Origin of the sequence: Sphingopyxis sp. SE2 (assembly GCF_032227185.1) — a bacterium.
Lineage (GTDB): Bacteria > Pseudomonadota > Alphaproteobacteria > Sphingomonadales > Sphingomonadaceae > Sphingopyxis.
Genome location: NZ_JAPMXW010000001.1, coordinates 1,368,560 through 1,386,904 on the forward strand (window position 1 = coordinate 1,368,560; position 18,345 = coordinate 1,386,904).

Annotated in this window: 14 protein-coding genes and 3 tRNA genes; 9 read left to right on the forward strand and 8 right to left on the reverse strand. The window is 65.0% G+C overall.

Annotation, left to right across the window (positions count from 1 at the left end):
• Positions 1-35 precede the first annotated feature (35 nt).
• On the forward strand, positions 36-5,141 hold the full coding sequence (locus OVY29_RS06495) for a hypothetical protein (RefSeq protein WP_313911128.1): 5,106 nt from the start codon (positions 36-38) through the stop codon (positions 5,139-5,141).
• Between the two features lie 143 nt (positions 5,142-5,284).
• Here OVY29_RS06495 and OVY29_RS06500 read toward each other — a convergent pair whose 3' ends face one another.
• The 4 genes from OVY29_RS06500 to thyA form a co-directional block, all read right to left on the reverse strand.
• Positions 5,285-6,586 (reverse strand): dihydrolipoamide acetyltransferase family protein, encoded by a 1,302-nt coding sequence (locus tag OVY29_RS06500; protein WP_037553902.1) that lies wholly within the window; start codon positions 6,584-6,586, stop codon positions 5,285-5,287.
• Positions 6,587-6,590: 4 nt separating this feature from the next.
• On the reverse strand, positions 6,591-7,595 hold the full coding sequence (locus OVY29_RS06505; RefSeq protein ID WP_037553956.1) for an alpha-ketoacid dehydrogenase subunit beta: 1,005 nt from the start codon (positions 7,593-7,595) through the stop codon (positions 6,591-6,593).
• Positions 7,596-7,612: 17 nt separating this feature from the next.
• The gene (locus OVY29_RS06510) at positions 7,613-8,923 is read right to left on the reverse strand and encodes a 3-methyl-2-oxobutanoate dehydrogenase (2-methylpropanoyl-transferring) subunit alpha (protein ID WP_037553903.1); all 1,311 of its coding nucleotides are present in this window, start codon (positions 8,921-8,923) and stop codon (positions 7,613-7,615) included.
• Positions 8,924-9,016: 93 nt separating this feature from the next.
• Positions 9,017-9,952, reverse strand: a complete 936-nt coding sequence (gene thyA, locus OVY29_RS06515; RefSeq protein ID WP_037553904.1) for a thymidylate synthase — start codon at positions 9,950-9,952, stop codon at positions 9,017-9,019.
• A 154-nt stretch (positions 9,953-10,106) separates the two neighbouring features.
• On the opposite strand from thyA, the gene OVY29_RS06520 reads away from it, so the two are divergent.
• Both OVY29_RS06520 and OVY29_RS06525 read left to right on the forward strand, forming a co-directional pair.
• Positions 10,107-10,535, forward strand: coding sequence for a JAB domain-containing protein (locus OVY29_RS06520; RefSeq protein WP_037553958.1), 429 nt, complete (start codon positions 10,107-10,109; stop codon positions 10,533-10,535).
• 107 nt (positions 10,536-10,642) lie between these two features.
• Positions 10,643-10,719: transfer RNA gene (locus OVY29_RS06525), tRNA-Pro, on the forward strand.
• Between the two features lie 185 nt (positions 10,720-10,904).
• On the opposite strand, the gene OVY29_RS06530 is transcribed toward OVY29_RS06525, so the two are convergent.
• Complete coding sequence (locus tag OVY29_RS06530) at positions 10,905-11,729, reverse strand: N-formylglutamate amidohydrolase (protein WP_235211437.1); 825 nt, start codon at positions 11,727-11,729, stop codon at positions 10,905-10,907.
• A gap of 192 nt (positions 11,730-11,921) precedes the next feature.
• On the opposite strand from OVY29_RS06530, the gene cpdR reads away from it, so the two are divergent.
• Both cpdR and OVY29_RS06540 read left to right on the forward strand, forming a co-directional pair.
• Positions 11,922-12,299 (forward strand): cell cycle two-component system response regulator CpdR, encoded by a 378-nt coding sequence (gene cpdR / locus OVY29_RS06535; protein ID WP_136174742.1) that lies wholly within the window; start codon positions 11,922-11,924, stop codon positions 12,297-12,299.
• 208 nt (positions 12,300-12,507) lie between these two features.
• A tRNA-Val gene (locus tag OVY29_RS06540) sits at positions 12,508-12,582 on the forward strand.
• Between the two features lie 43 nt (positions 12,583-12,625).
• Here OVY29_RS06540 and OVY29_RS06545 read toward each other — a convergent pair.
• Complete coding sequence (locus OVY29_RS06545; RefSeq protein WP_037553960.1) at positions 12,626-13,417, reverse strand: SDR family oxidoreductase; 792 nt, start codon at positions 13,415-13,417, stop codon at positions 12,626-12,628.
• A 106-nt stretch (positions 13,418-13,523) separates the two neighbouring features.
• Between OVY29_RS06545 and OVY29_RS06550 the strand changes: the two genes are divergently transcribed.
• Both OVY29_RS06550 and OVY29_RS06555 read left to right on the forward strand, forming a co-directional pair.
• Positions 13,524-14,393, forward strand: coding sequence for an alpha/beta hydrolase (locus tag OVY29_RS06550; protein ID WP_037553907.1), 870 nt, complete (start codon positions 13,524-13,526; stop codon positions 14,391-14,393).
• Positions 14,394-14,475: 82 nt separating this feature from the next.
• Positions 14,476-15,165, forward strand: coding sequence for an energy transducer TonB (locus tag OVY29_RS06555; RefSeq protein WP_313912047.1), 690 nt, complete (start codon positions 14,476-14,478; stop codon positions 15,163-15,165).
• A gap of 70 nt (positions 15,166-15,235) precedes the next feature.
• On the opposite strand, the gene OVY29_RS06560 is transcribed toward OVY29_RS06555, so the two are convergent.
• Positions 15,236-15,328, reverse strand: a tRNA-Ser gene (locus tag OVY29_RS06560).
• 243 nt (positions 15,329-15,571) lie between these two features.
• On the opposite strand from OVY29_RS06560, the gene OVY29_RS06565 reads away from it, so the two are divergent.
• On the forward strand, positions 15,572-16,351 hold the full coding sequence (locus OVY29_RS06565) for a DUF1134 domain-containing protein (RefSeq protein ID WP_037553961.1): 780 nt from the start codon (positions 15,572-15,574) through the stop codon (positions 16,349-16,351).
• Positions 16,352-16,579: 228 nt separating this feature from the next.
• The gene (locus tag OVY29_RS06570; protein ID WP_235211438.1) at positions 16,580-17,707 is read left to right on the forward strand and encodes a GGDEF domain-containing protein; all 1,128 of its coding nucleotides are present in this window, start codon (positions 16,580-16,582) and stop codon (positions 17,705-17,707) included.
• A gap of 55 nt (positions 17,708-17,762) precedes the next feature.
• Here OVY29_RS06570 and OVY29_RS06575 read toward each other — a convergent pair whose 3' ends face one another.
• Positions 17,763-18,317 (reverse strand): adenine phosphoribosyltransferase, encoded by a 555-nt coding sequence (locus OVY29_RS06575; RefSeq protein WP_037553909.1) that lies wholly within the window; start codon positions 18,315-18,317, stop codon positions 17,763-17,765.
• Between the last annotated feature and the right edge of the window lie 28 nt (positions 18,318-18,345).

Sequence of the window (18,345 nt, forward strand, 5' to 3'; positions counted from 1 at the left end):
CAAAGCCGGCGTCCGCAGCCTCCTTCGGGGCTTGTATGGCACTCCGCACGACCTTTTCCGGCCTCGTGACCGCCCTGGTCGCGGCAGCGCTGCTGCCCGCAACCACGGCCGATGCGCAGATGATCAGCAACACCGCTTCGGCGCAGTGGACGCATGACGGGCGCCCCGGTCAAGCGCTGTCGAACCGCGTCGATGTAACTGTCAGCCCGCAACCGCCCGACCGCCCGACGATTACCACCTATCGCCTGACGAACGGCGGTGGCACCAAATCGGCACCGATCGCGCCGACGCAATGCAGCCGCGCCGCCGCGCGTAGCGCGACGAGCACGATCAGCCTCGGCGGCGCCTATGCGGGCATATCGACCGCTCCGGCGTCGCTGCAAAGCACCGACAATTTCCGTGCCGGCGAAGTGCTGGTGGTGGGAATCACGCTCGCATCAGCGAATAGCGATCCACAGGCGCGCGACATTCTCTCCGTCGCTCTCGAACTCGAAAACGGCGATCGCGAGCAAATCGGCTTGACCGAGACCGCGGCCAACAGCGGCGAATTCGTCGGCTTCATCAACACGATCGGCGTCCCTCCCGCCGTCGTGCAGGGCGATTGCCGCCTGTCGGTCAATCCCGGCGCCCCGGTGGCGCTACGCTTCACCGGTTCGGCAAACGCCAGCCTCGTTGGGCTCGCGACGATCAATTTCCTCGTCGACCCGTTCGGCATCGTCTTCGACAGCGGCGACGGCGCGCCCGTTGCCGGCAGCCGCGTGACGATCGTCGACGCAGCGACCGGCCAGCCGGCACCGGTGTTCGGCGACGACGGCGTCTCGGCCTATCCGTCGAGCGTGGTCACGGGCCAGAGCGTCACCGACGCGGGCGGCACCGTCTACGACTTTCCGCCGGGCGACTATCGCTTTCCTTTTGTCACACCCGGCAGCTACCGCCTCATCGTCGAACCGCCAGCGCCGTTCACCGCGCCTTCGAAGTCAAACGCCGCCGATCTGGCGAGCTTGCGACGCCCCGACGACGGCCAGCCGTTCGAGATCACGCGCGCAAGCTACGGCGATATATTCACGCTGAGCAGCCCCGCCCCCGTGCGCGTCGATATTCCCGTCGATCAGCCGGGGGTGCCGCTGGTTCTGCGTAAAACGACCTCGACACAGGTCGCGGTGCCCGGCGACGTGATCCAGTATCGCATCGAGGTTGCGAACCGCGATGCCCGCCGCAGCACCGGCGCCGTCACGGTGCGGGATCTGCTGCCCACCGGCATGCGCCTCCGCGCCAATACGGTGCGCATCGACGGCGTCCGCACCGACGCTCTCGTCCAAGCGAATGGCCGCGAGTTCGCGGTCACCCTGCCCGGTATTGCCGCGTCGCGATCGCTGCTTCTCACCTATCTCGCCGAGGTCATTGTGTCGGCGCAGCCCGGCAATGCGCTCAACCGTGCGAGCGCGACCGACAACCGTGGAACACAAAGCAATATCGCCGAAGCGACGATCGCGATCAAACGCGACCAGCTCGGCGACCGCATGACGATCATCGGCCGCATTACCGACGGCGGCTGCAGCGTCGATCCGGGCAAGGCCGACGGCATCGGCGGCGTTCGCGTGATGCTGCAGGACGGTAGCTACACCGTCACCGACGAGGACGGCCGCTATCATTTCGAGGGCGTGCGCCCCGGCATCCATGTCGTCCAGATCGACCCGTCGACGTTGCCGCTCGATCGCGAAGCGGTCGATTGCGCCCGTTCGACGCAGAGCGCCGGCAGCGCCATCTCGCGCTTCGTCAAAGGGCGCGGCGGGTCGCTGAAGCGCGCCGATTTCCGCGCGTTCGCCGCTACGCCCCGCGCCGCGCCCGACAAGGCGACCATCAAGGCGCCCAAGGTTCTGAGCGATCCCGAAGCCGCCGGTGGGGGCCGCGACTGGCTTGCCGGCCAGGCACCGGGCATCGGCTGGCTCTTTCCCGAAAGCGACCACAATCCGCGCGCGAAGGCGATCCGCGCCGCGATCAAGCACGCGCCCGGGCAGACGGTGTCGCTTCACGTCAACGGCAAGCCCGCCGATCCACTGACCTTCGAGGGCGTGAGCAAGTCGGCCGACGGCAGCGTCGCGGTCAGCCTGTGGCGCGGCCTCGAAATCCGCGAAGGCGAAAACCGTCTTGTCGCCGAGGTGAAGGACGCGAACGGCGCCACCGTCGAAACGCTCGAACGCACCGTCCATTATTCGATCACCCCGATGCGCGCATCGCTGATCCGCGAAAAGTCGGCGCTCGTCGCCGATGGCGTGACGCGGCCGGTGATCGCGGTGCGCCTGACCGATCGCGACGGCAAGCCGATCCGCGACGGGCTGACGGGGGATTTCAGCGTTCCCGCTCCCTATTACCCGGCGGTCGAGGCCGACGCGCAGCAGGCGCGCCAGCTCGCGGGTCTCGAACGCGCGCAGCCGGTGTGGAAAATCGACGGCGACGACGGCATTGCCTATATCGAACTCGAACCGACGACGGCATCGGGCACGCTCGCGATCGATTTCATCTTCCGCGACGACAAGGTGACGCGCAAGCAGACGATCGAGGCCTGGCTCGATCCTGGCAATCGTCCGTGGACTGTGGTCGGCTTCGCCGCCGGCACGCTCGGATACAACAGGCTGGACGACCGGATGGAGCCGGTGGCCGAGACGCTCGACGATCTCAACGCCGATGCGCGTCTCGCCTTGTACGCCAAGGGCCGCGTGCTCGGAAAATGGCTGATGACGCTCGCATACGACAGCGACAAGGACAAGGACGACGCGCGCTTCGGCGGCGTGATCGACCCGCGCGCCTATTACACCATCTACGCCGACCGCAACGAGACGCGCTACGACGCCGCCTCGGTCCGCAAGCTCTACCTGCGGCTCGAACGTGCGCAATTCTATGCGATGTTCGGCGATATCGAGACCCGCATTTCCGAACCCGAACTCGCCCGCTACCAGCGCGCGCTCAACGGCGGCAAGGCGGAGTATCGCGGCCGCAACCTCGCCGCGACCGCCTTCGTCGCCGACACCCCCTATCGCTTCCGCCGAGACGAAATTCAGGGTAACGGCCTGACGGGCCCGTACCAGCTCGGCGCCAAGGACATCTTGCCGAACAGCGAGCGGATTGTCCTCGAAACGCGCGATCGGCTGCACAGTGAGCGCATCGTCGAGAGCATCAGCCTATCGCGCCATGTCGATTACGACATCGATTATCTGGCGGGCACGATCCGGTTCCGCGAACCGGTGCTCAGCCGTTCTTCCGCGCTCGATCCACAATTCATCGTCGCCGAATATGAGGTCGACGGCGTCGGCCAGCGTGTGCTCAATGCGGGCGGCCGCGTCAGCTACCAGTCGAGCGACGAGACATTGCGCGTCGGCGCGACTTTCATCCACGACGAGGACGGCAACGCCCGCACCGACCTCGGCGGGATCGACGCGCGCTATCGCCCGACGATCGAGACCGAGGTGCGCGCCGAACTCGCGGTAAGCGAAGCCAAGGCGGTCAACGGCGGCACGGCCGCCGCCGGCACCGCGAAGGCATGGCTGATCGAAGCCGAGCATCATAGCAGCAACGCCGACTTTCTCACCTATGTCCGCGAGCGCGAGGCTGGTTTCGGCACCGGCCAGCTCAACAGCGGCGAGAACGGGACGCGCAAGTTCGGTTTCGACGCGCGCGTGAAAGCCAGCCGCAACCTGTCGGTGATGGGCAGCGCGTGGCAGGAAGATTATCTCGAAACCAGCGCGCGACGCCGCGCGGCGCGCGCGCGCGCCGAATATGACAATGGCAACAGCGTCATGCGTGCCGGACTGACCCATGCCGAGGACCGCTTGGCCGATGGCACGCGTAACCGGTCGGACATCATCCAGCTCGGCGCGACGCAGCGGCTCTTCGCCAAACGGCTCGAACTCGATGCGCAGACCGAATTCGCGCTGGGCGGGAAAGATGCGAGTGTTGATTTCCCGACCCGCCATCGCCTCGGCGCGCGTTTTGCGGTGACCCGTGACGTCAATTTCGTCGGCAGCTACGAGATCGCCGACGGCGATACGATCAAGGCGCGCACCGCGCGGCTCGGCTTCGACCTGGCGCCATGGTCGGGCGCGCGATTGCTCGCGACAGCGAACCGGCAGGAGATTGGCGAATATGGCCCGCGCAGCTTCGCCGCCTATGGCCTGTCGCAATCGCTGAAGCTCAGCGAGCGCGTGTCGGTCGATGTATCGGTCGACAGCAACCGGACGCTCGACGGCGTCCGCGCGAAGGACGTGCTCAATGTCGATCATCCGGTCGCGTCGGGAGGCTTCCTCGGCGGTAACGGCGCGCTGACCGAAGATTTCGTCGCGATCAGCACCGGCGCGACCTATCGCGCCGGCCGCTGGACGCTGACCGGCCGCGCCGAATATCGCGACGGCGAACTCGCCAACCGGTACGGCCTGACGCTCGGCGGTCTCCGCCAGCTCGGCGAAGGCCGCGCGCTTGGCGCCCTTTTCACCTACGCCAAGGCGAGCGGCAGCGGCGCGACGCCAACGACCGAGGTCATCAACTTCGAATTGAGCTGGGCCCACCGCCCCGCTGATTCGCGCGTGTCATGGCTGGGCAAGAGCGAATTCCGTTCGGACAAGGTGCGCGACGCCGTCGCGGGCGAGGCCAGCCCGATCGGCGGCGGCGCGCTGACCATCGATGGCGACGCGACGAGCCGCCGCGCGCTCAACAGCCTGTCGGTCAACTGGACGCCGATGGGCAACCGCGAGGTGGGCGGCCGCCGCGGCGGCGACCGGATGTGGTATGAACGCGGCGAATTCGGCTTCTTCTGGGGCACGCGCTATAATTTCGACAAATTCGGCGCCGACGACGTCAAGGGCTGGTCGAACCTGCTCGGCGCCGATTTCCGCTTCAACCTCGGTGAGCATATCGACGTCGGGGCATCGGGCACCGTGCGCGTCGGCACCGGCGGCGACACCGCGAGCTGGGCGGGAGGCCCGACGGTCACGCTGGCGCCGATGAAGAATGCGAATGTGACGTTCGGCTATAATTTCGCGGGGTTTCACGACCGCGATTTCGAGGATGCGCGTTATTCGCGCTCGGGCGCCTATGTGACCTTCAAGCTGAAGTTCGACCAGTCGAGTTTTCAGGGGTTGGGCTTGTAATGGCTAATCCTCCCTGTGGCGAAGCCATGGAGAGGTGACAGCGCGAAGCGCTGACGGAGGGGCAAGGAAGCAACGTTGCTCGCCCCTCCACCACCCTTCGGGCGGTCCCCCTCCCCACCGCTTCGCGGCAGGGAGGATTAATCTCAATCCGCGAACAGCAGGACCGGCGTCTCGATCAATTTCTTGAGCGCCTGCACATAGCTCGCGGCGTCCCAGCCATCGACGACGCGGTGGTCGCAGCTTATCGACAGGTTCATCAGCTTCGCGCGGCGGATATCGTCGCCGTCGAACACCGGGCGTTCGACGATCTTGTTCGGGCCGATGATCGCGACCTCGGGCCGGTTGATCACCGGGGTCGTCGCGATGCCGCCGAGCGGGCCGAGCGAGGTCACGGTCAAAGTGCCGCCGGTTAATTCCTCGACCTTCGCCTTGCCCGTGCGCGCGGCTTCGGCAAGGCGCGCGATCTCGCTCGCAAGCTGCCAGACATTCTTGTCCTGCGCATCACGGATCACCGGAACCATCAGCCCCGCGTCGGTCTGCGTCGCCATGCCGAGATGCACCGCGCCGTGGCGCGTGACCACGCCGCCTTCGTCGTCGTAGCGCGCGTTGATCATCGGAAATTCGGGAATCGTGCGGCAGATCGCGACGATCAGGAAGGGCAGCATCGTCAGCTTGGGACGGCCACCACGGTTGGCGTTGAGGTCGGCGCGCATCTCTTCGAGCGCGGTAACGTCCATTTCCTCGACATAGGTGAAGTGCGGGATCGCGCGTTTCGACGCCGCCATATTCTCGGCAATCTTGCGGCGCATGCCGATGACCTTGATCGGCTCGTCGGCGCGCGCACGGCTGGCGCCGGGGGCGTGATAGCCCTGCCCCGCGCTGTAACGCAGGAAGGCATCGAGATCGGCGTGACGGACCCGGTCGCCATCGGATTGCACCTGTGACAGATCGATGCCCAGATCCTTGGCGCGCGCGCGGACAGCGGGCGATGCCAGGACAGCCTTATCTCCCCTCCCGCTTGCGGGAGGGGTCGGGGGAGGGGTTGTTTCAGAAACGGCCGGAGTGGGCTCAACAGGCCCTTCCGCAACCGGGAGCGAAACCGCCTCAGCATCCGAAACCTCTTCGGCCCCCGGCGTCTCCGAGACAATCTCTTCTTCGATCGGCGTATCGGCAGGGGGCGCTTCAACCTCGCCCTCCCCATCGCCATCGGTCTCGATCACCGCGAGCGTCGAGCCGATCGGGATCAGGTCGCCGACCTCGCCCGCCAGTTCAACGACGATCCCCGACACGGGCGATTCCATTTCGACGGTCGCCTTGTCGGTCATCATGTCGGCAAGCTGCGCATCTTCCTCGACGCGTTCGCCTACACGCACGTGCCAAGCGACAATTTCGGCCTCGGCGATGCCTTCGCCGATGTCGGGCAGACGGAATGAATAGCGGGCCATGGCGTCAGTCCTTCAAAATCTTGGTCAGCGCGGTCGCGATACGCACCGGGCCGGGGAAATAGGCCCATTCGAGGCTATGCGGATAAGGCGTGTCGAAGCCGGTGACGCGCTCGACCGGCGCCTCGAGATGATAGAAGCAGCGTTCCTGCACCAGCGCGGCGAGTTCGGCGCCGAAGCCCGAGGTGCGCGTCGCTTCGTGGATGATCAGGCAGCGGCCGGTCTTTTTCACCGACGCCTCGATCGCTTCGATATCGAGCGGCAGCAGCGTACGCAGGTCGAGAATCTCGGCGTCGATGCCCATTTCCTCGACGATCGTCTTGGTCACATGCACCATCGTGCCATAGGCGAGGATCGTCAGCGCCTCGCCGGCGCGAACCGTCGCCGCCTTGCCGAGATCGATGCGGTAATAGCCCTCGGGCACCGCGCTCGCGTCATGCTTCGACCAGGGTTCGACCGGGCGGTCGTAATAGCCGCTGAACGGGCCGTTATAAATGCGCTTGGGTTCGAGGAAGACGACGGGATCATTATCCTCGATCGCCGCGATCAGCAGACCCTTTGCATCATAGGGATTCGACGGAATCACCGTCTTCACGCCGCAGATGTGCGTCATGATGCTTTCGGGCGACTGGCTGTGCGTCTGGCCGCCGAAAATACCGCCGCCGAACGGGGTGCGCACGGTCATCGGACAGATGAAATCGTTCGCCGAACGATAGCGCAGGCGCGCCGCCTCGCTGACCAGCTGGTCGAGCCCGGGATAGATATAGTCGGCGAACTGGATCTCGGGAACCGGGCGAAGGCCATAGGCGCCCATGCCGACCGCGACCCCGATGATCCCGCACTCGTTGATCGGCGTGTCGAACACCCGGGTCTTGCCATGCTTTCTCTGGAGGCCCGCGGTGGCGCGGAACACGCCGCCGAAAAAGCCGACATCCTCGCCCATCACGACGGTCGCCGGATCGCGTTCGAGCATGACGTCCATGGCGCTGTTGATCGCCTCGATCATGTTCATCGTTTTGGTTTCGGCCATCATTCGGGCTTCCAATCCGGGCCGAACTTGGCCTCTTGCTCGGCGAGCATCTGATCGCATTGCTCCTTGAGATGCCAAGGCATCTCCTCGAACACATCCTCGAACATCGTCTCAAACGGCTGGTGCATCCCGTGCCCCAATATGCCGAGCTTTTCAGATTGTTTCTGCGTCGTCTTGACCAGCTCGTCGAGCTCCTTCGCCTGCGCCGCGTGGCGCTCCTCGTCCCATTCGCCGAGCGTGATCAGGTGCTGCTTGAGCCGCGCGATCGGGTCGCCGAACGGCCAGGCGGTCGCTTCGTCGGCGGCGCGATAGGCGCTCGGGTCGTCCGAGGTGCTGTGCCCCTCGCTGCGATAGGTGAAATGCTCGATCAAAGTCGGGCCGTTGTTCGTCCGCGCCCGGTCCGCCGCCCATTGCGTCGCGGCGTAAACCGCGAGCGGGTCGTTGCCGTCGACGCGCAGCCCGGCGATGCCATATCCGACCGCGCGCGCCGCAAAGGTTGTCCGCTCGCCGCCGGCAAAGCCCGAGAAGCTCGAGATCGCCCACTGGTTGTTCACGACGTTGAAGATGACCGGTGCGTTGTAGACGGTCGCAAAGGTCAGCGCCGAATGGAAGTCGCCCTCCGCCGACGAGCCTTCGCCGCACCATACGGTCGCGATACGGCTGTCGCCCTTCGACGCCGAAGCCATCGCCCAGCCCACCGCCTGCGGATATTGCGTCGCGAGATTGCCCGACACGCTGAAGAAGCCATGCTCGGGCGCCGAATACATGATCGGCAACTGGCGACCGAGCAGATGATCGCCGCGATTCGAATAGATCTGGTTCATCATCTGGATCAGCGGATAATCGCGCGTGATCAATATGCCCTGCTGGCGATAGCTCGGGAAAACCATGTCGGTCCGGTCGATCGCCATCGTCGAGGCGACCGAGGTCGCTTCCTCGCCGGTACACTTCATATAGAAGCTCGTCTTGCCCTGCCGCTGCGCGCGGAACATCCGGTCGTCGAACGCCCGCGTCAGCATCATGTTGCGCAGCATCGAACGGAGCCGCTCGGGCGAGAGCCGGGGATCCCACTGCCCCTTCGCCTGCCCATCGAAATCGAGCACACGGACAAGACCATAGCAAAGCTCGCGCATCGCATCGGGCTTGGTCGCTTCGCCGGGGCGCGGGGTCGCTTCGACGGCGGGGACCTCGATATCGCCGAAGTCGGGCGTGTCGCCCGGACGATAGCGCGGTTCCGGGATATGAAGCGACAGCGGCGGCAAATTGCTCGCCGGACGCCCAACCTCCTTTTGGGGGGTCGTCTCAGGCATATCTTCTTCCCTTCGGGCGCGAATCGCGCACCTAGTTATATTTCAACGTGGCGACATATTATTACTGTCGTCATACGAATGCAATGCCGGCGGTCAGACCGCTACCGGCGCGGAAATATGCGCTTGCGGCGCATAATCCTCGACCGCGAAATCCTCGAATCTATAGTCGAATATGCTCGAAGGCCGGCGAATGATGCGCAGCTTCGGCGCGCCTTCGGGAATGCGCTGCAACTGCCGTTCGACCAGTTCGGCGTGATTGAGATAGAGATGGACGTCACCGCCGGTCCAGACGACTTCATGCGCAGTGAGATCGCACATCTCGGCGATCATCCGCGTCAGGAGCGCCGCCTCGAAGATGTTGAACGCAAAGCCGAGACCGAGGTCGCACGACCGCTGGAAGAGCAGGCACGACAGTCCGCCGTCGCTGCGGATGTGGAACTGATAGGTCATGTGGCAGGGTGGCAGCGCCATCCGGTCGAGATCGGCGACGTTCCAGCCGGTGAAGATATGCCGGCGCGACCCCGGATTGTTGCGAAGCGAATCGATCAGCGCCGCGATCTGGTTGTGGCCCCGCTCGGAGCGGCGGAAGAGTCCGTCGCCCGCCGGCTCGTAGCGGGGCCAGTTCACCCATTGGTGCCCATAGACCGGCCCGAGATCGCCCCACTTGGCGGCGAAATCCACGTCGGCGATGATCCGCGCCTCGAAATCCTCGGCGCTGATCGCCTCACCCGTCGCGCGGCGATATTTGTCGAGCGGCCAGTCGGTCCAAATCCGCACGCCTTGCGCAACGAGCGACCGGATATTGGTGTCGCCGGTCAGGAACCACAGCATCTCGCGCAGCGCGGTCTTCCAATAGACGCGCTTGGTGGTCAGCAGCGGAATCGCATCGTCCTTCAGCGAGAATCGCATCGTCTCGCCGAACAGCGAGCGCGTGCCGACGCCGGTGCGATCGACGCGCTCGTCGCCTTCGACCCAGATCCTGCGCATCAGGTCGAGATATTGCAGTTCATAATGGATGGAATCAGACAAGACTCGGCTCCCGGCTTTGTCCCTTGGTGCTAGGCTTCGCGCCGCGAGGGGACAAGGGAACAACATGGGAAGCGGCATGGCTTGCGTCACAAAGCCTCCGATGCGGGGCAGTCGGACGTTGGGAATCGCGCTGCGTGAGCGCATGGGGACGGCGATGACCCTGTTCGAACCCCTCGGCAAAGCGCCGGATCCGGCGGCGCTGGCTGGCTTCGTGCCGTGCCAGCTTGAGGATGATTTCGCGCGCCTTTTGCTGCGCCCGATGTTCAACGACGAGCGCGAAACCCTGTTCCTCGCCGCATTCGACGCCTTCGAACGCCTCGTGCGGCTCGAACGCGTCGATGGCGATAGATCGGGCCGCTGCGTTATCCCGCCGAGCGCTTGGCGCACGCTCGTCGATGGCGGCATTACGACGGTCGTCATGGCGCACAACCACCCCTCCGACACGCCCTGGCCGAGCGATGCCGACATCCGCGCGACGCACGCTGCCGCGCTTTTCCTGCGGACCATGGACATCGATCTGGCCGATCATCTGATTTTCGTTGCGGGCGGTCATTTCAGCTTTCGAACTGCCGAAATGCTGTAGCTACGGCAATTGCATTGAATGTGCCGATTGGCGCTTGAAGTTCACAGATTGCGCGTCTAGAGGACCGCCCTGCCTTCGCGGCGACCCCGGTCGGCGCGCAGATCGGTCGGGGAGTAGCTCAGCCTGGTAGAGCACTGTCTTCGGGAGGCAGGGGCCGGAGGTTCGAATCCTCTCTCCCCGACCAATTTCCTGCAAATTGCAGATTCTATACTGTCGCTTCTTGTAAGTCGGCGAACAAATCCCTAAATTCAAACTACGCCGCCATGGTTTTCCCCCTTTCCATCGCGGCCAGTGTCCCGTCAGCTTTGGCGCGGACGCGTCCTCCCTGGACCCTGGCCACCTCGTACTTCGGTACGAGGTGGTTTTTTATTATTCGGCTGCCTCGGGATAAATTTCCGAGTCGGGGGTCGCTCGACCGACCTCGGCAACAAGGTTCGAAAACCAGTTCGCAAGACGCATGACCCGTTCCGAATCCGGCGTTCGGCCGGGCGCGAGATACAGGCTTCGGTCGATCTCGATCTGCACGGCATGGATCGCATGTCCCGGCTTCCCATGTGTTCGAACGATATGCCCGCCGGCATAGGGCTGATTTCGCGACAGCGGCGCGCCCAGACACTCCGCCGATGCCATGACCCGATCGACCAGCCATGCGCCCGCCGTCGCTCCGAAATGGTCGCCAACGACGATTCGCGCACCATGCCCCATCTGGCCGGCAGGAATCGGGGGCATCGAATGCAGGTCGATCAGGATCGCATGTCCGAACCGGCGCCGCGCCTCCTCCAGCGTGCGGGCCAGCGCAGCATGATAGGGCCGGTGGAACGATTCGAGCCGCCAATGCAGTGCTGCATGATCGATCGGCCGCCTCCACAGCGGCCCGCAGTCGGCAAGCCGCGTCGGAATCACGCCGAGCCCCGCACGCTCCTTTCGCCCCGGCGCCGAAAATTGCATCCGAAGCGGCATCGCGACCTCGCCCGGCGCCATCTGCCCTTCGCCGCGATTGAGGTCGGCTACCGCGCGTGCCCACAGGGCCTGCACGACGGTGGCACCCGCATCGGCGGCACCCGCGGCGATCAGGTCGCACCAGCTATCCTCGAGCCGTTCGAGCTCGGGCCGGCCAACGCGGGCGGCGGCGAGGATCTCGGGCGGATAGATGCGCCCGGCGTGCGGCACCGACACCACGACCGGGCTGCTCACCTCAGGCCGGTTGACAGCGATGGCCGTGGGCGGAATGGTGCGGGAGGGCATGAACGATGGGTGGCAAAAAAAGCCGGACAAATCCAGTGTCCGCGTCAATTTGTTAAATCTCTGACGCTATGCCGGACGGGATTTTGAAGGCGCATTCCGAACGAATGGGCGGCGCCGAAAGACCAGGGAACAGATTTCAGCATGATTCGCATTTTGCTCGCCGAAGACGATGATGTGATGCGCGAGTATCTGGCGCGAGCGCTGACAACCGCCGGCTATCACGTCACTGCGGTCGACCGCGGCACCGCCGCCGTGCCCTATATCGATTCGGGAACCTTCGACCTGCTCCTCTCCGATATCGTCATGCCCGAAATGGACGGGATCGAACTTGCGCAGCACACCGCGAAGGCGGCGCCGCAGACGCAGGTGATGTTCATCACCGGATTCGCCGCGGTGTCGTTGCGCGCCGAGGAAAATGTGCCGCAGGCCAAGCTCTTGTCGAAACCCTTCCACCTCAAGGATCTGGTGCGCGAGGTCGACAATCTGTTCGGCCGTGCGGACCGGTCGAACCAGCAATAGCCTTCTTTTCCGCTCGCGCGGAGGCGGCACCGGCCCGGTCCCCCAGCGCCCCAAGACGACGCGTGGCGTCGAAGGGCCTCCCTGACGATAGTAGCCTATGGGAGGCCGGGTGGGGGAGCGGGCCGGTGCCGAACTGTTGGAACAGACTCGAAGGAAGGGCTTGCCAAGCCGCGCAGAGGCCTTTAGGGGCCGCGTCACCCCAAGGGATGGGCGTGTAGCTCAGTGGTAGAGCACTGTGTTGACATCGCAGGGGTCGCAAGTTCAATCCTTGCCACGCCCACCATTAAAAACGCCGCCGCCCCATCGGGTTGGCGGCGTTTTTGCTGTCAGGCCATTCCCTTCGTCAGGTCGCCGCGCGACGCGTCGCCGATCTGGCTGCCGCCGTCGCAGTCGAGAATCGTGCCGGTGATATAGCCCGCGGCCGGCGAGCAGAGGAACACCGCCGATTCGGCGACCTCTTCGATCCGGCCCCACCGTTTCATCGCGATCCGGTCGTAATGCGCAGCCCGTGTTTCGGCGTCGGGCGCGAGGCGCTTGATCCCTTCGGTATCGGCGATCGGTCCCGGCGAGATGCCGTTCACCCGCACCTCCGGCCCCCACTCGAGCGCGAGCACGCGAATCAGCTGGTTGATCCCCGCCTTCGCCGCACAGGCATGCGCCTGCAAAGCCGAGGCGTTGATCGCTTGCCCCGCGGTAATCGCGATCAACGAGGCGCCCGGCCGGTTGAGCAGATCATGACAGCCACGAAACACGTTGAAGGTGCCGTTGAGGTCGATGTCGACGACCGTGCGAAAGGCGTTCGCCGACATGCCGAGCACGGGTGCGAGGAAATTCCCCGCCGCGCCCGAAATCACGATATCCATCGGCCCCAGTTCGCCCGCGACCTGTTCCATCACGCCGCGGATCGCAGAAAAATCGCGCACGTCGCCCGTAAGGCCGAGCGCCCCCTTGCCGATCTCCGCTGCCGCGCGCGCCGCCTTATCGGGATCGCGCCCGGCGACGGCGACCTTCGCGCCGAGTTCGGCAAAGCGTTTCGCGATGCCAAGGTTGATGCCGCTTGTGCCGCCTGCGACAAAGGCGGTCTTTCCTGCCAGCAGGTTATCCCGAAATGTCGACATCGCATTCATCCTCTTCTCCACGGTTGGCGACGACCTGGACGATGCGGGGTTGACGGATCGAAACCAGTCGCCTTTTGAAACTGGAACAGACAGCAAGGATGATCCGATGGCAAGTGCCGGCCCCACCTCGAACAGCTTCATCTCGCAGCGGCTGAAACTTCATTATGTCGACTGGGGCAATCGCGGCGCGCCGCCGCTTCTCCTCGTCCACGGCGGCCGCGACCATTGCCGCAACTGGGACTGGGTCGCCGAAAAGCTCCGCGATCGCTACCATATCATCGCCCCCGACCTTCGCGGTCATGGCGACAGCGCCTGGTCGCCCGACGGCAATTACGACATGGACGGCTTCGTCTACGACCTCGCGCAGCTGATCCATCAGCTCGACCTCGGACCGCTGTCGATCGTCGCGCATTCGATGGGGGGGAATATCGCGCTGCGCTATACCGGCCTTTATCCGGACAATGTCCGCAAGCTCGTCGCGATCGAAGGGCTCGGGCCCTCCCCCAAGGTGATCGCCGAGCGCGCGAAGACCAGCTATGCAGAGCGTTTCCGCAAATGGATCGACGACAAGAGGCAGGCGGCGGGACGCACCCCGCGCCGCTACGCTACGCTCGAAGATGCACTGGCGCGCATGATGGGCGAGAACGCCTATCTGACCGAAGCGCAGGCGCGCCACCTGACGATCCACGGCATCAGCCGTAACGAGGACGGGACGTGGAGCTGGAAGTTCGACAATTATCTGAACGTCTGGCCCGCCTTCGACATGCGGCAGGACGACATCGCGTCGCTATGGGGCGCGATCGCCTGCCCCACCCTGCTCCTCTATGGCGCGAACAGTTGGGCCTCGAATCCCGAGAAGGACGGCCGGCTCGAGCATTTCAACACAGCAAAGGTCATCGAGTTCGAAAATGCCGGCCACTGGCTGCACCACGATCAGTTCGACCGGTTCATGTCCACGCTAGACGAATTCCTCTAAGCCGGACGTCGATTGCGCGCCGCGGCGCGCGATGAGAGGCGGCGCGATGGCCTATACGGGGCACATATCGACAAGACAGCGTGTGTTGGCCGGCGGCAGCGCCCTGATGATCGTCGTCGCGGTCGGTTTCGGTCTTGCGAGCGGCCTCGACCTCGACGTCGTTCGCAAGGCGAGTGAAGCCATCACGGCTATCGCGATCCCGGCCCCTCCCCCGCCCCGCTCGGAGGCTCGGCCTGCGGAGACACCAAGCGAAAAGGCCAGCGGCAAGGCCTCGCCCGCCAACAAGGAGGCAAGGGCCACGGCGGTTGCCGCGCCGCCACCGAAGCTGCCGCCGGTCATCCCGCCCGTCGCGGCTGCGCCGAAACCCGGGGCCGGCAACGATATCTCGGCGGGCGCCGCCACCCAAACCGGACCGGGATCAGGTGCAGGCGGGCGCGGCGACGGGACGGGCGCAGGCGGCGCGGGGAGCGGCACCGGCGGGGGCACCAAAGCTGCGTGGCGGAGCGGGACGATCCGCGACCGCGATTATCCGCGCGAAGCGAGCCGGGCGAAAACCGGGGGCGAGGTCGAGGTGCGCTTCACCATCGAGGCCAGCGGCCGGGTCAGCGGGTGCCGCGTCACCCGGTCGAGCGGCGACGCTTCGCTCGACGAAACGACGTGCCGGCTAATCGAGGAGCGGTTTCGCTTCAAGCCCGCGACCAACGCGGCGGGCGAGGCAATCGCAAGCCCCTATGGCTGGCGGCAGACATGGTGGCTGGAGCGGCGGCGCTAGGGGCCGGACAGCGGCCGGAGGGACCACCCGGCAGGACGGTCGGCTCGCTTCGATCGATCGGGAAATGAGGTGGCGGAGACGGAGGGATTCGAACCCTCGGTACCGGATTTACCAGTACGACGGTTTAGCAAACCGTTGGTTTCAGCCACTCACCCACGTCTCCGCATGGTCTGCCGCGCTAACGGCAGTCTGGCCTAGGCGGGTCGCTATAGCTATGCGCTTCGCGCCCCGCAACGCCAAAGATTGTGCTTTTTTGACGTCGCCGCGGCCATTTCGTCGCGCGAACGATTCGATCCGGCGCAAATTCGACTCGGGTCATCGCCCGTTCATTGCCCGGGCGCCAAAGCGAGTCATGATTAACGCAGGTTTCGCCGTGAAGGCGCGGTTCGATTTTTGGGGGTCCACTATGCGGAAGACGTTCACCAGCCTTGCTTTTGCGGCGATGGCATCGCTCGGCCTCGCGCTGACGCCGCTGCCCGCGGCGGCGCAGATGCGCGAGATCGACCCCAGCAACATGGAAATCGATTCCGACCTCGATAATCCCGCCCCGCCGCCGGTGACGAGCTCGACGACGGACCCGTCTTACGACAGCGACCTTGCGACCGGCGATCAGCAGACGAGCGAAGTGCCCATCGACGGCAGCACGGCGGCTAGCGCCGCTCCCGCCGACGTGACGGCCACCGACGTTTCCGCCGACGCCAGTTCGACCTATAAGAAGGATGATCTGATTGGCGCCGCCGAAGGCATCTTCGGCAAGGGCGCGCAGGGGCTTGCCGGCTTGATCGAGGATATCCTCAAGGAACAGGGCGAACCCAATGCCTATATCGTCGGGCGCGAGGCGGGCGGCGCGCTGGTGGTCGGGCTGCGCTACGGGTCGGGGACGCTCCACCACAAGATCGAGGGCGAGCTTCCCGCCTATTGGACCGGCCCGTCGATCGGTTTCGACGCCGGCGCCAATGCCGGCAACACCTTCGTCCTCGTCTATAACCTCTTCGACAGCGAGGACCTCTACAAGCGTTATCCGGCGGGCGAAGGCGCCGCCTATCTGGTCGGCGGCTTCAACGCGAGCTATCTGCGCCGCGGCGACGTCGTGCTCATCCCGATCCGCGTCGGCGTCGGCGCACGGCTCGGCGCGAACGTCGGCTATATGAAGTTCCGCAAGAAACAGAATTGGCTGCCATTCTGATAACAACCCGTTTGCCACGGGGGCGATAGCCCGCGCTTCGGCGCGGGCTTTTTCTTTGCGCGGCGGCTCGATCCGCCCTTTTCTGGCGTCGGGCGATCCATCGTTACCGGACGTTAATATGATTGGTGCACAGTGGGCAGCATGAGACGGTCGGATTCCTCCACACCGATCGAGCCGCGCCGCTTTCGCTTTCGGATTTTTCCCAGCCCGGCGGCCCTGCCGTTACCGGTGTATCGCGATTTTGTGGCGATGCTGTACAGCATGTGGCTTCCCATATCCGGGCTCGGAATCGTGTTCGTCGGCATCTGCCTGCTTGTCGGCCGCGAGCTCGAAAGCCCCTTCCTGCTCTTTCTGGCCGCAATGGGCGCTCTCACCACCCTTCTGCGCCTCGCCACCATCCGTGCCTATTCCCGCGCCGCCCCGGTGGGCAGTTTCGACGACCTCAGACGCTGGGAACGGCGTTACGCGATCGGAAACTATGCCTTCGCGATCCTGTTGGCACTTCTCAACATGGTCGCAATCTCCGCCCATTATCCGCTGCTGCATCTCATCACGATCAGTCTGGTATTCAGCTTTGGCGCGGGTATCGTCTCGCGCACCTCGATCCGCCCGAATATCTGCGTAATCAGCCTGCTTCTCGCAACGCTGCCGACTGTTGCCGCGCTGACGCTCCATGCGCTCGAACGCCATGGCATGCCGTTGCATGCCGAACTGTTTCTGGTCGAGGCGCTGGTTGTCGCGATGATCACGGCGCTCAGCCTCCAGACCGTTGCCCACCTCTACCGCTCGGCGGTCGAGCACCATACGGCACGGCACGACATGGCGAAGCTTGCAAGAACCGACGCATTGACCGGTCTCTCGAATCGCCTGCTGCTCCGCGAACTGTTCCAGCTTCATACCGAGACGGCGATCCGCGCCAAAAACATGGTCGCACTGCATTTTCTCGACCTCGACGGCTTCAAGGCGATCAACGATCGCTACGGCCATCCGGCGGGCGACGCGTTGCTCGAACAGGTCGCGCGGCGCCTTGAGGGGATGGTTCGCGCCGACGACGTCGTGTCGCGGCTGGGCGGAGACGAATTCGTCGTGCTTCAGATCGGCTTGCGCGATGATTCCGAAGCCGAGTTGCTCGCGCGCCGGATCATCCGCGAGATCAGCAAGCCCTATGTCGTCGATGGCATATCGATGTCGGTGTCGGTCAGCGTCGGCATCGCCACCGCGCCCAAGCTGGGAGTCGAGCTGGAACGCCTTTTGGCGTGTGCCGATGCCGCTCTCTATCGCGCGAAGGCGGATGGAAAGGCGCGCGCGCTCTTCTGTATCGAAGCCGACGCTGCGATGGCCGACATGGCGGCCTGACGCCTCCCGTCCGCACAATTGTCCGAAAGGCGGCTCATCGTTTCCTTCGCCGCTGTCAGTCGCCGTCGAAGGCGATCAGCGTTTCGCACGCCAGCCCCGCCGCCGTCAGCCGCTGCGATCCTCCGAGGTCGGGCAGGTCGATGACGAACAGCGCCGCGGCGACTTCGGCGCCGACGCTCCGCATCAGCGCCGCGGCGGCGAGGATCGTGCCGCCGGTCGCGAGCAGATCGTCGACGAGGATAACGCGGTGCCCGGGCAGCACGGCGCCTTCGTGCAGTTCGAGGCGGTCGACGCCATATTCGAGTTCGTAATCGACGCCGATCGTCACGCCGGGCAGCTTGCCCGCCTTGCGCACGGGGACGACGCCGAGGCCCATCGCGGTCGCCATCGCGGCGCCGAACAGGAAGCCGCGCGCTTCGACCGCGACGACGAAATCGGGGCGATAGGCCGCCGCGCGTGCGCTCAGCCGGCGCACGCTCTCACTGAAACCGGCGGCGTCGCCGATCAGCGTCGTGATGTCGCGAAACTGGATGCCCGGCTTTGGAAAGTCCGGGATGGTGCGGACCAGCGACGTGAGGTCGAGATCCGGCTGGGGCGGAAGGGCGATCATGTGGTCACAATCGCCCTTCCCTTTTCCC

What these genes read in the sequence shown, in the direction of transcription:
- OVY29_RS06565 (WP_037553961.1), top strand. Translation starts at nt 15,572, where the DNA reads ATGCGGAAGACGTTCACCAGCCTTGCTTTTGCGGCGATGGCATCGCTC.
- OVY29_RS06575 (WP_037553909.1), bottom strand. Translation starts at nt 18,317, where the DNA reads ATGATCGCCCTTCCGCCCCAGCCGGATCTCGACCTCACGTCGCTGGTC.
- OVY29_RS06550 (WP_037553907.1), top strand. Translation starts at nt 13,524, where the DNA reads ATGGCAAGTGCCGGCCCCACCTCGAACAGCTTCATCTCGCAGCGGCTG.
- cpdR (WP_136174742.1), top strand. Translation starts at nt 11,922, where the DNA reads ATGATTCGCATTTTGCTCGCCGAAGACGATGATGTGATGCGCGAGTAT.
- OVY29_RS06500 (WP_037553902.1), bottom strand. Translation starts at nt 6,586, where the DNA reads ATGGCCCGCTATTCATTCCGTCTGCCCGACATCGGCGAAGGCATCGCC.
- OVY29_RS06520 (WP_037553958.1), top strand. Translation starts at nt 10,107, where the DNA reads ATGACCCTGTTCGAACCCCTCGGCAAAGCGCCGGATCCGGCGGCGCTG.
- OVY29_RS06505 (WP_037553956.1), bottom strand. Translation starts at nt 7,595, where the DNA reads ATGAACATGATCGAGGCGATCAACAGCGCCATGGACGTCATGCTCGAA.
- OVY29_RS06510 (WP_037553903.1), bottom strand. Translation starts at nt 8,923, where the DNA reads ATGCCTGAGACGACCCCCCAAAAGGAGGTTGGGCGTCCGGCGAGCAAT.
- OVY29_RS06495 (WP_313911128.1), top strand. Translation starts at nt 36, where the DNA reads ATGGCACTCCGCACGACCTTTTCCGGCCTCGTGACCGCCCTGGTCGCG.
- OVY29_RS06545 (WP_037553960.1), bottom strand. Translation starts at nt 13,417, where the DNA reads ATGTCGACATTTCGGGATAACCTGCTGGCAGGAAAGACCGCCTTTGTC.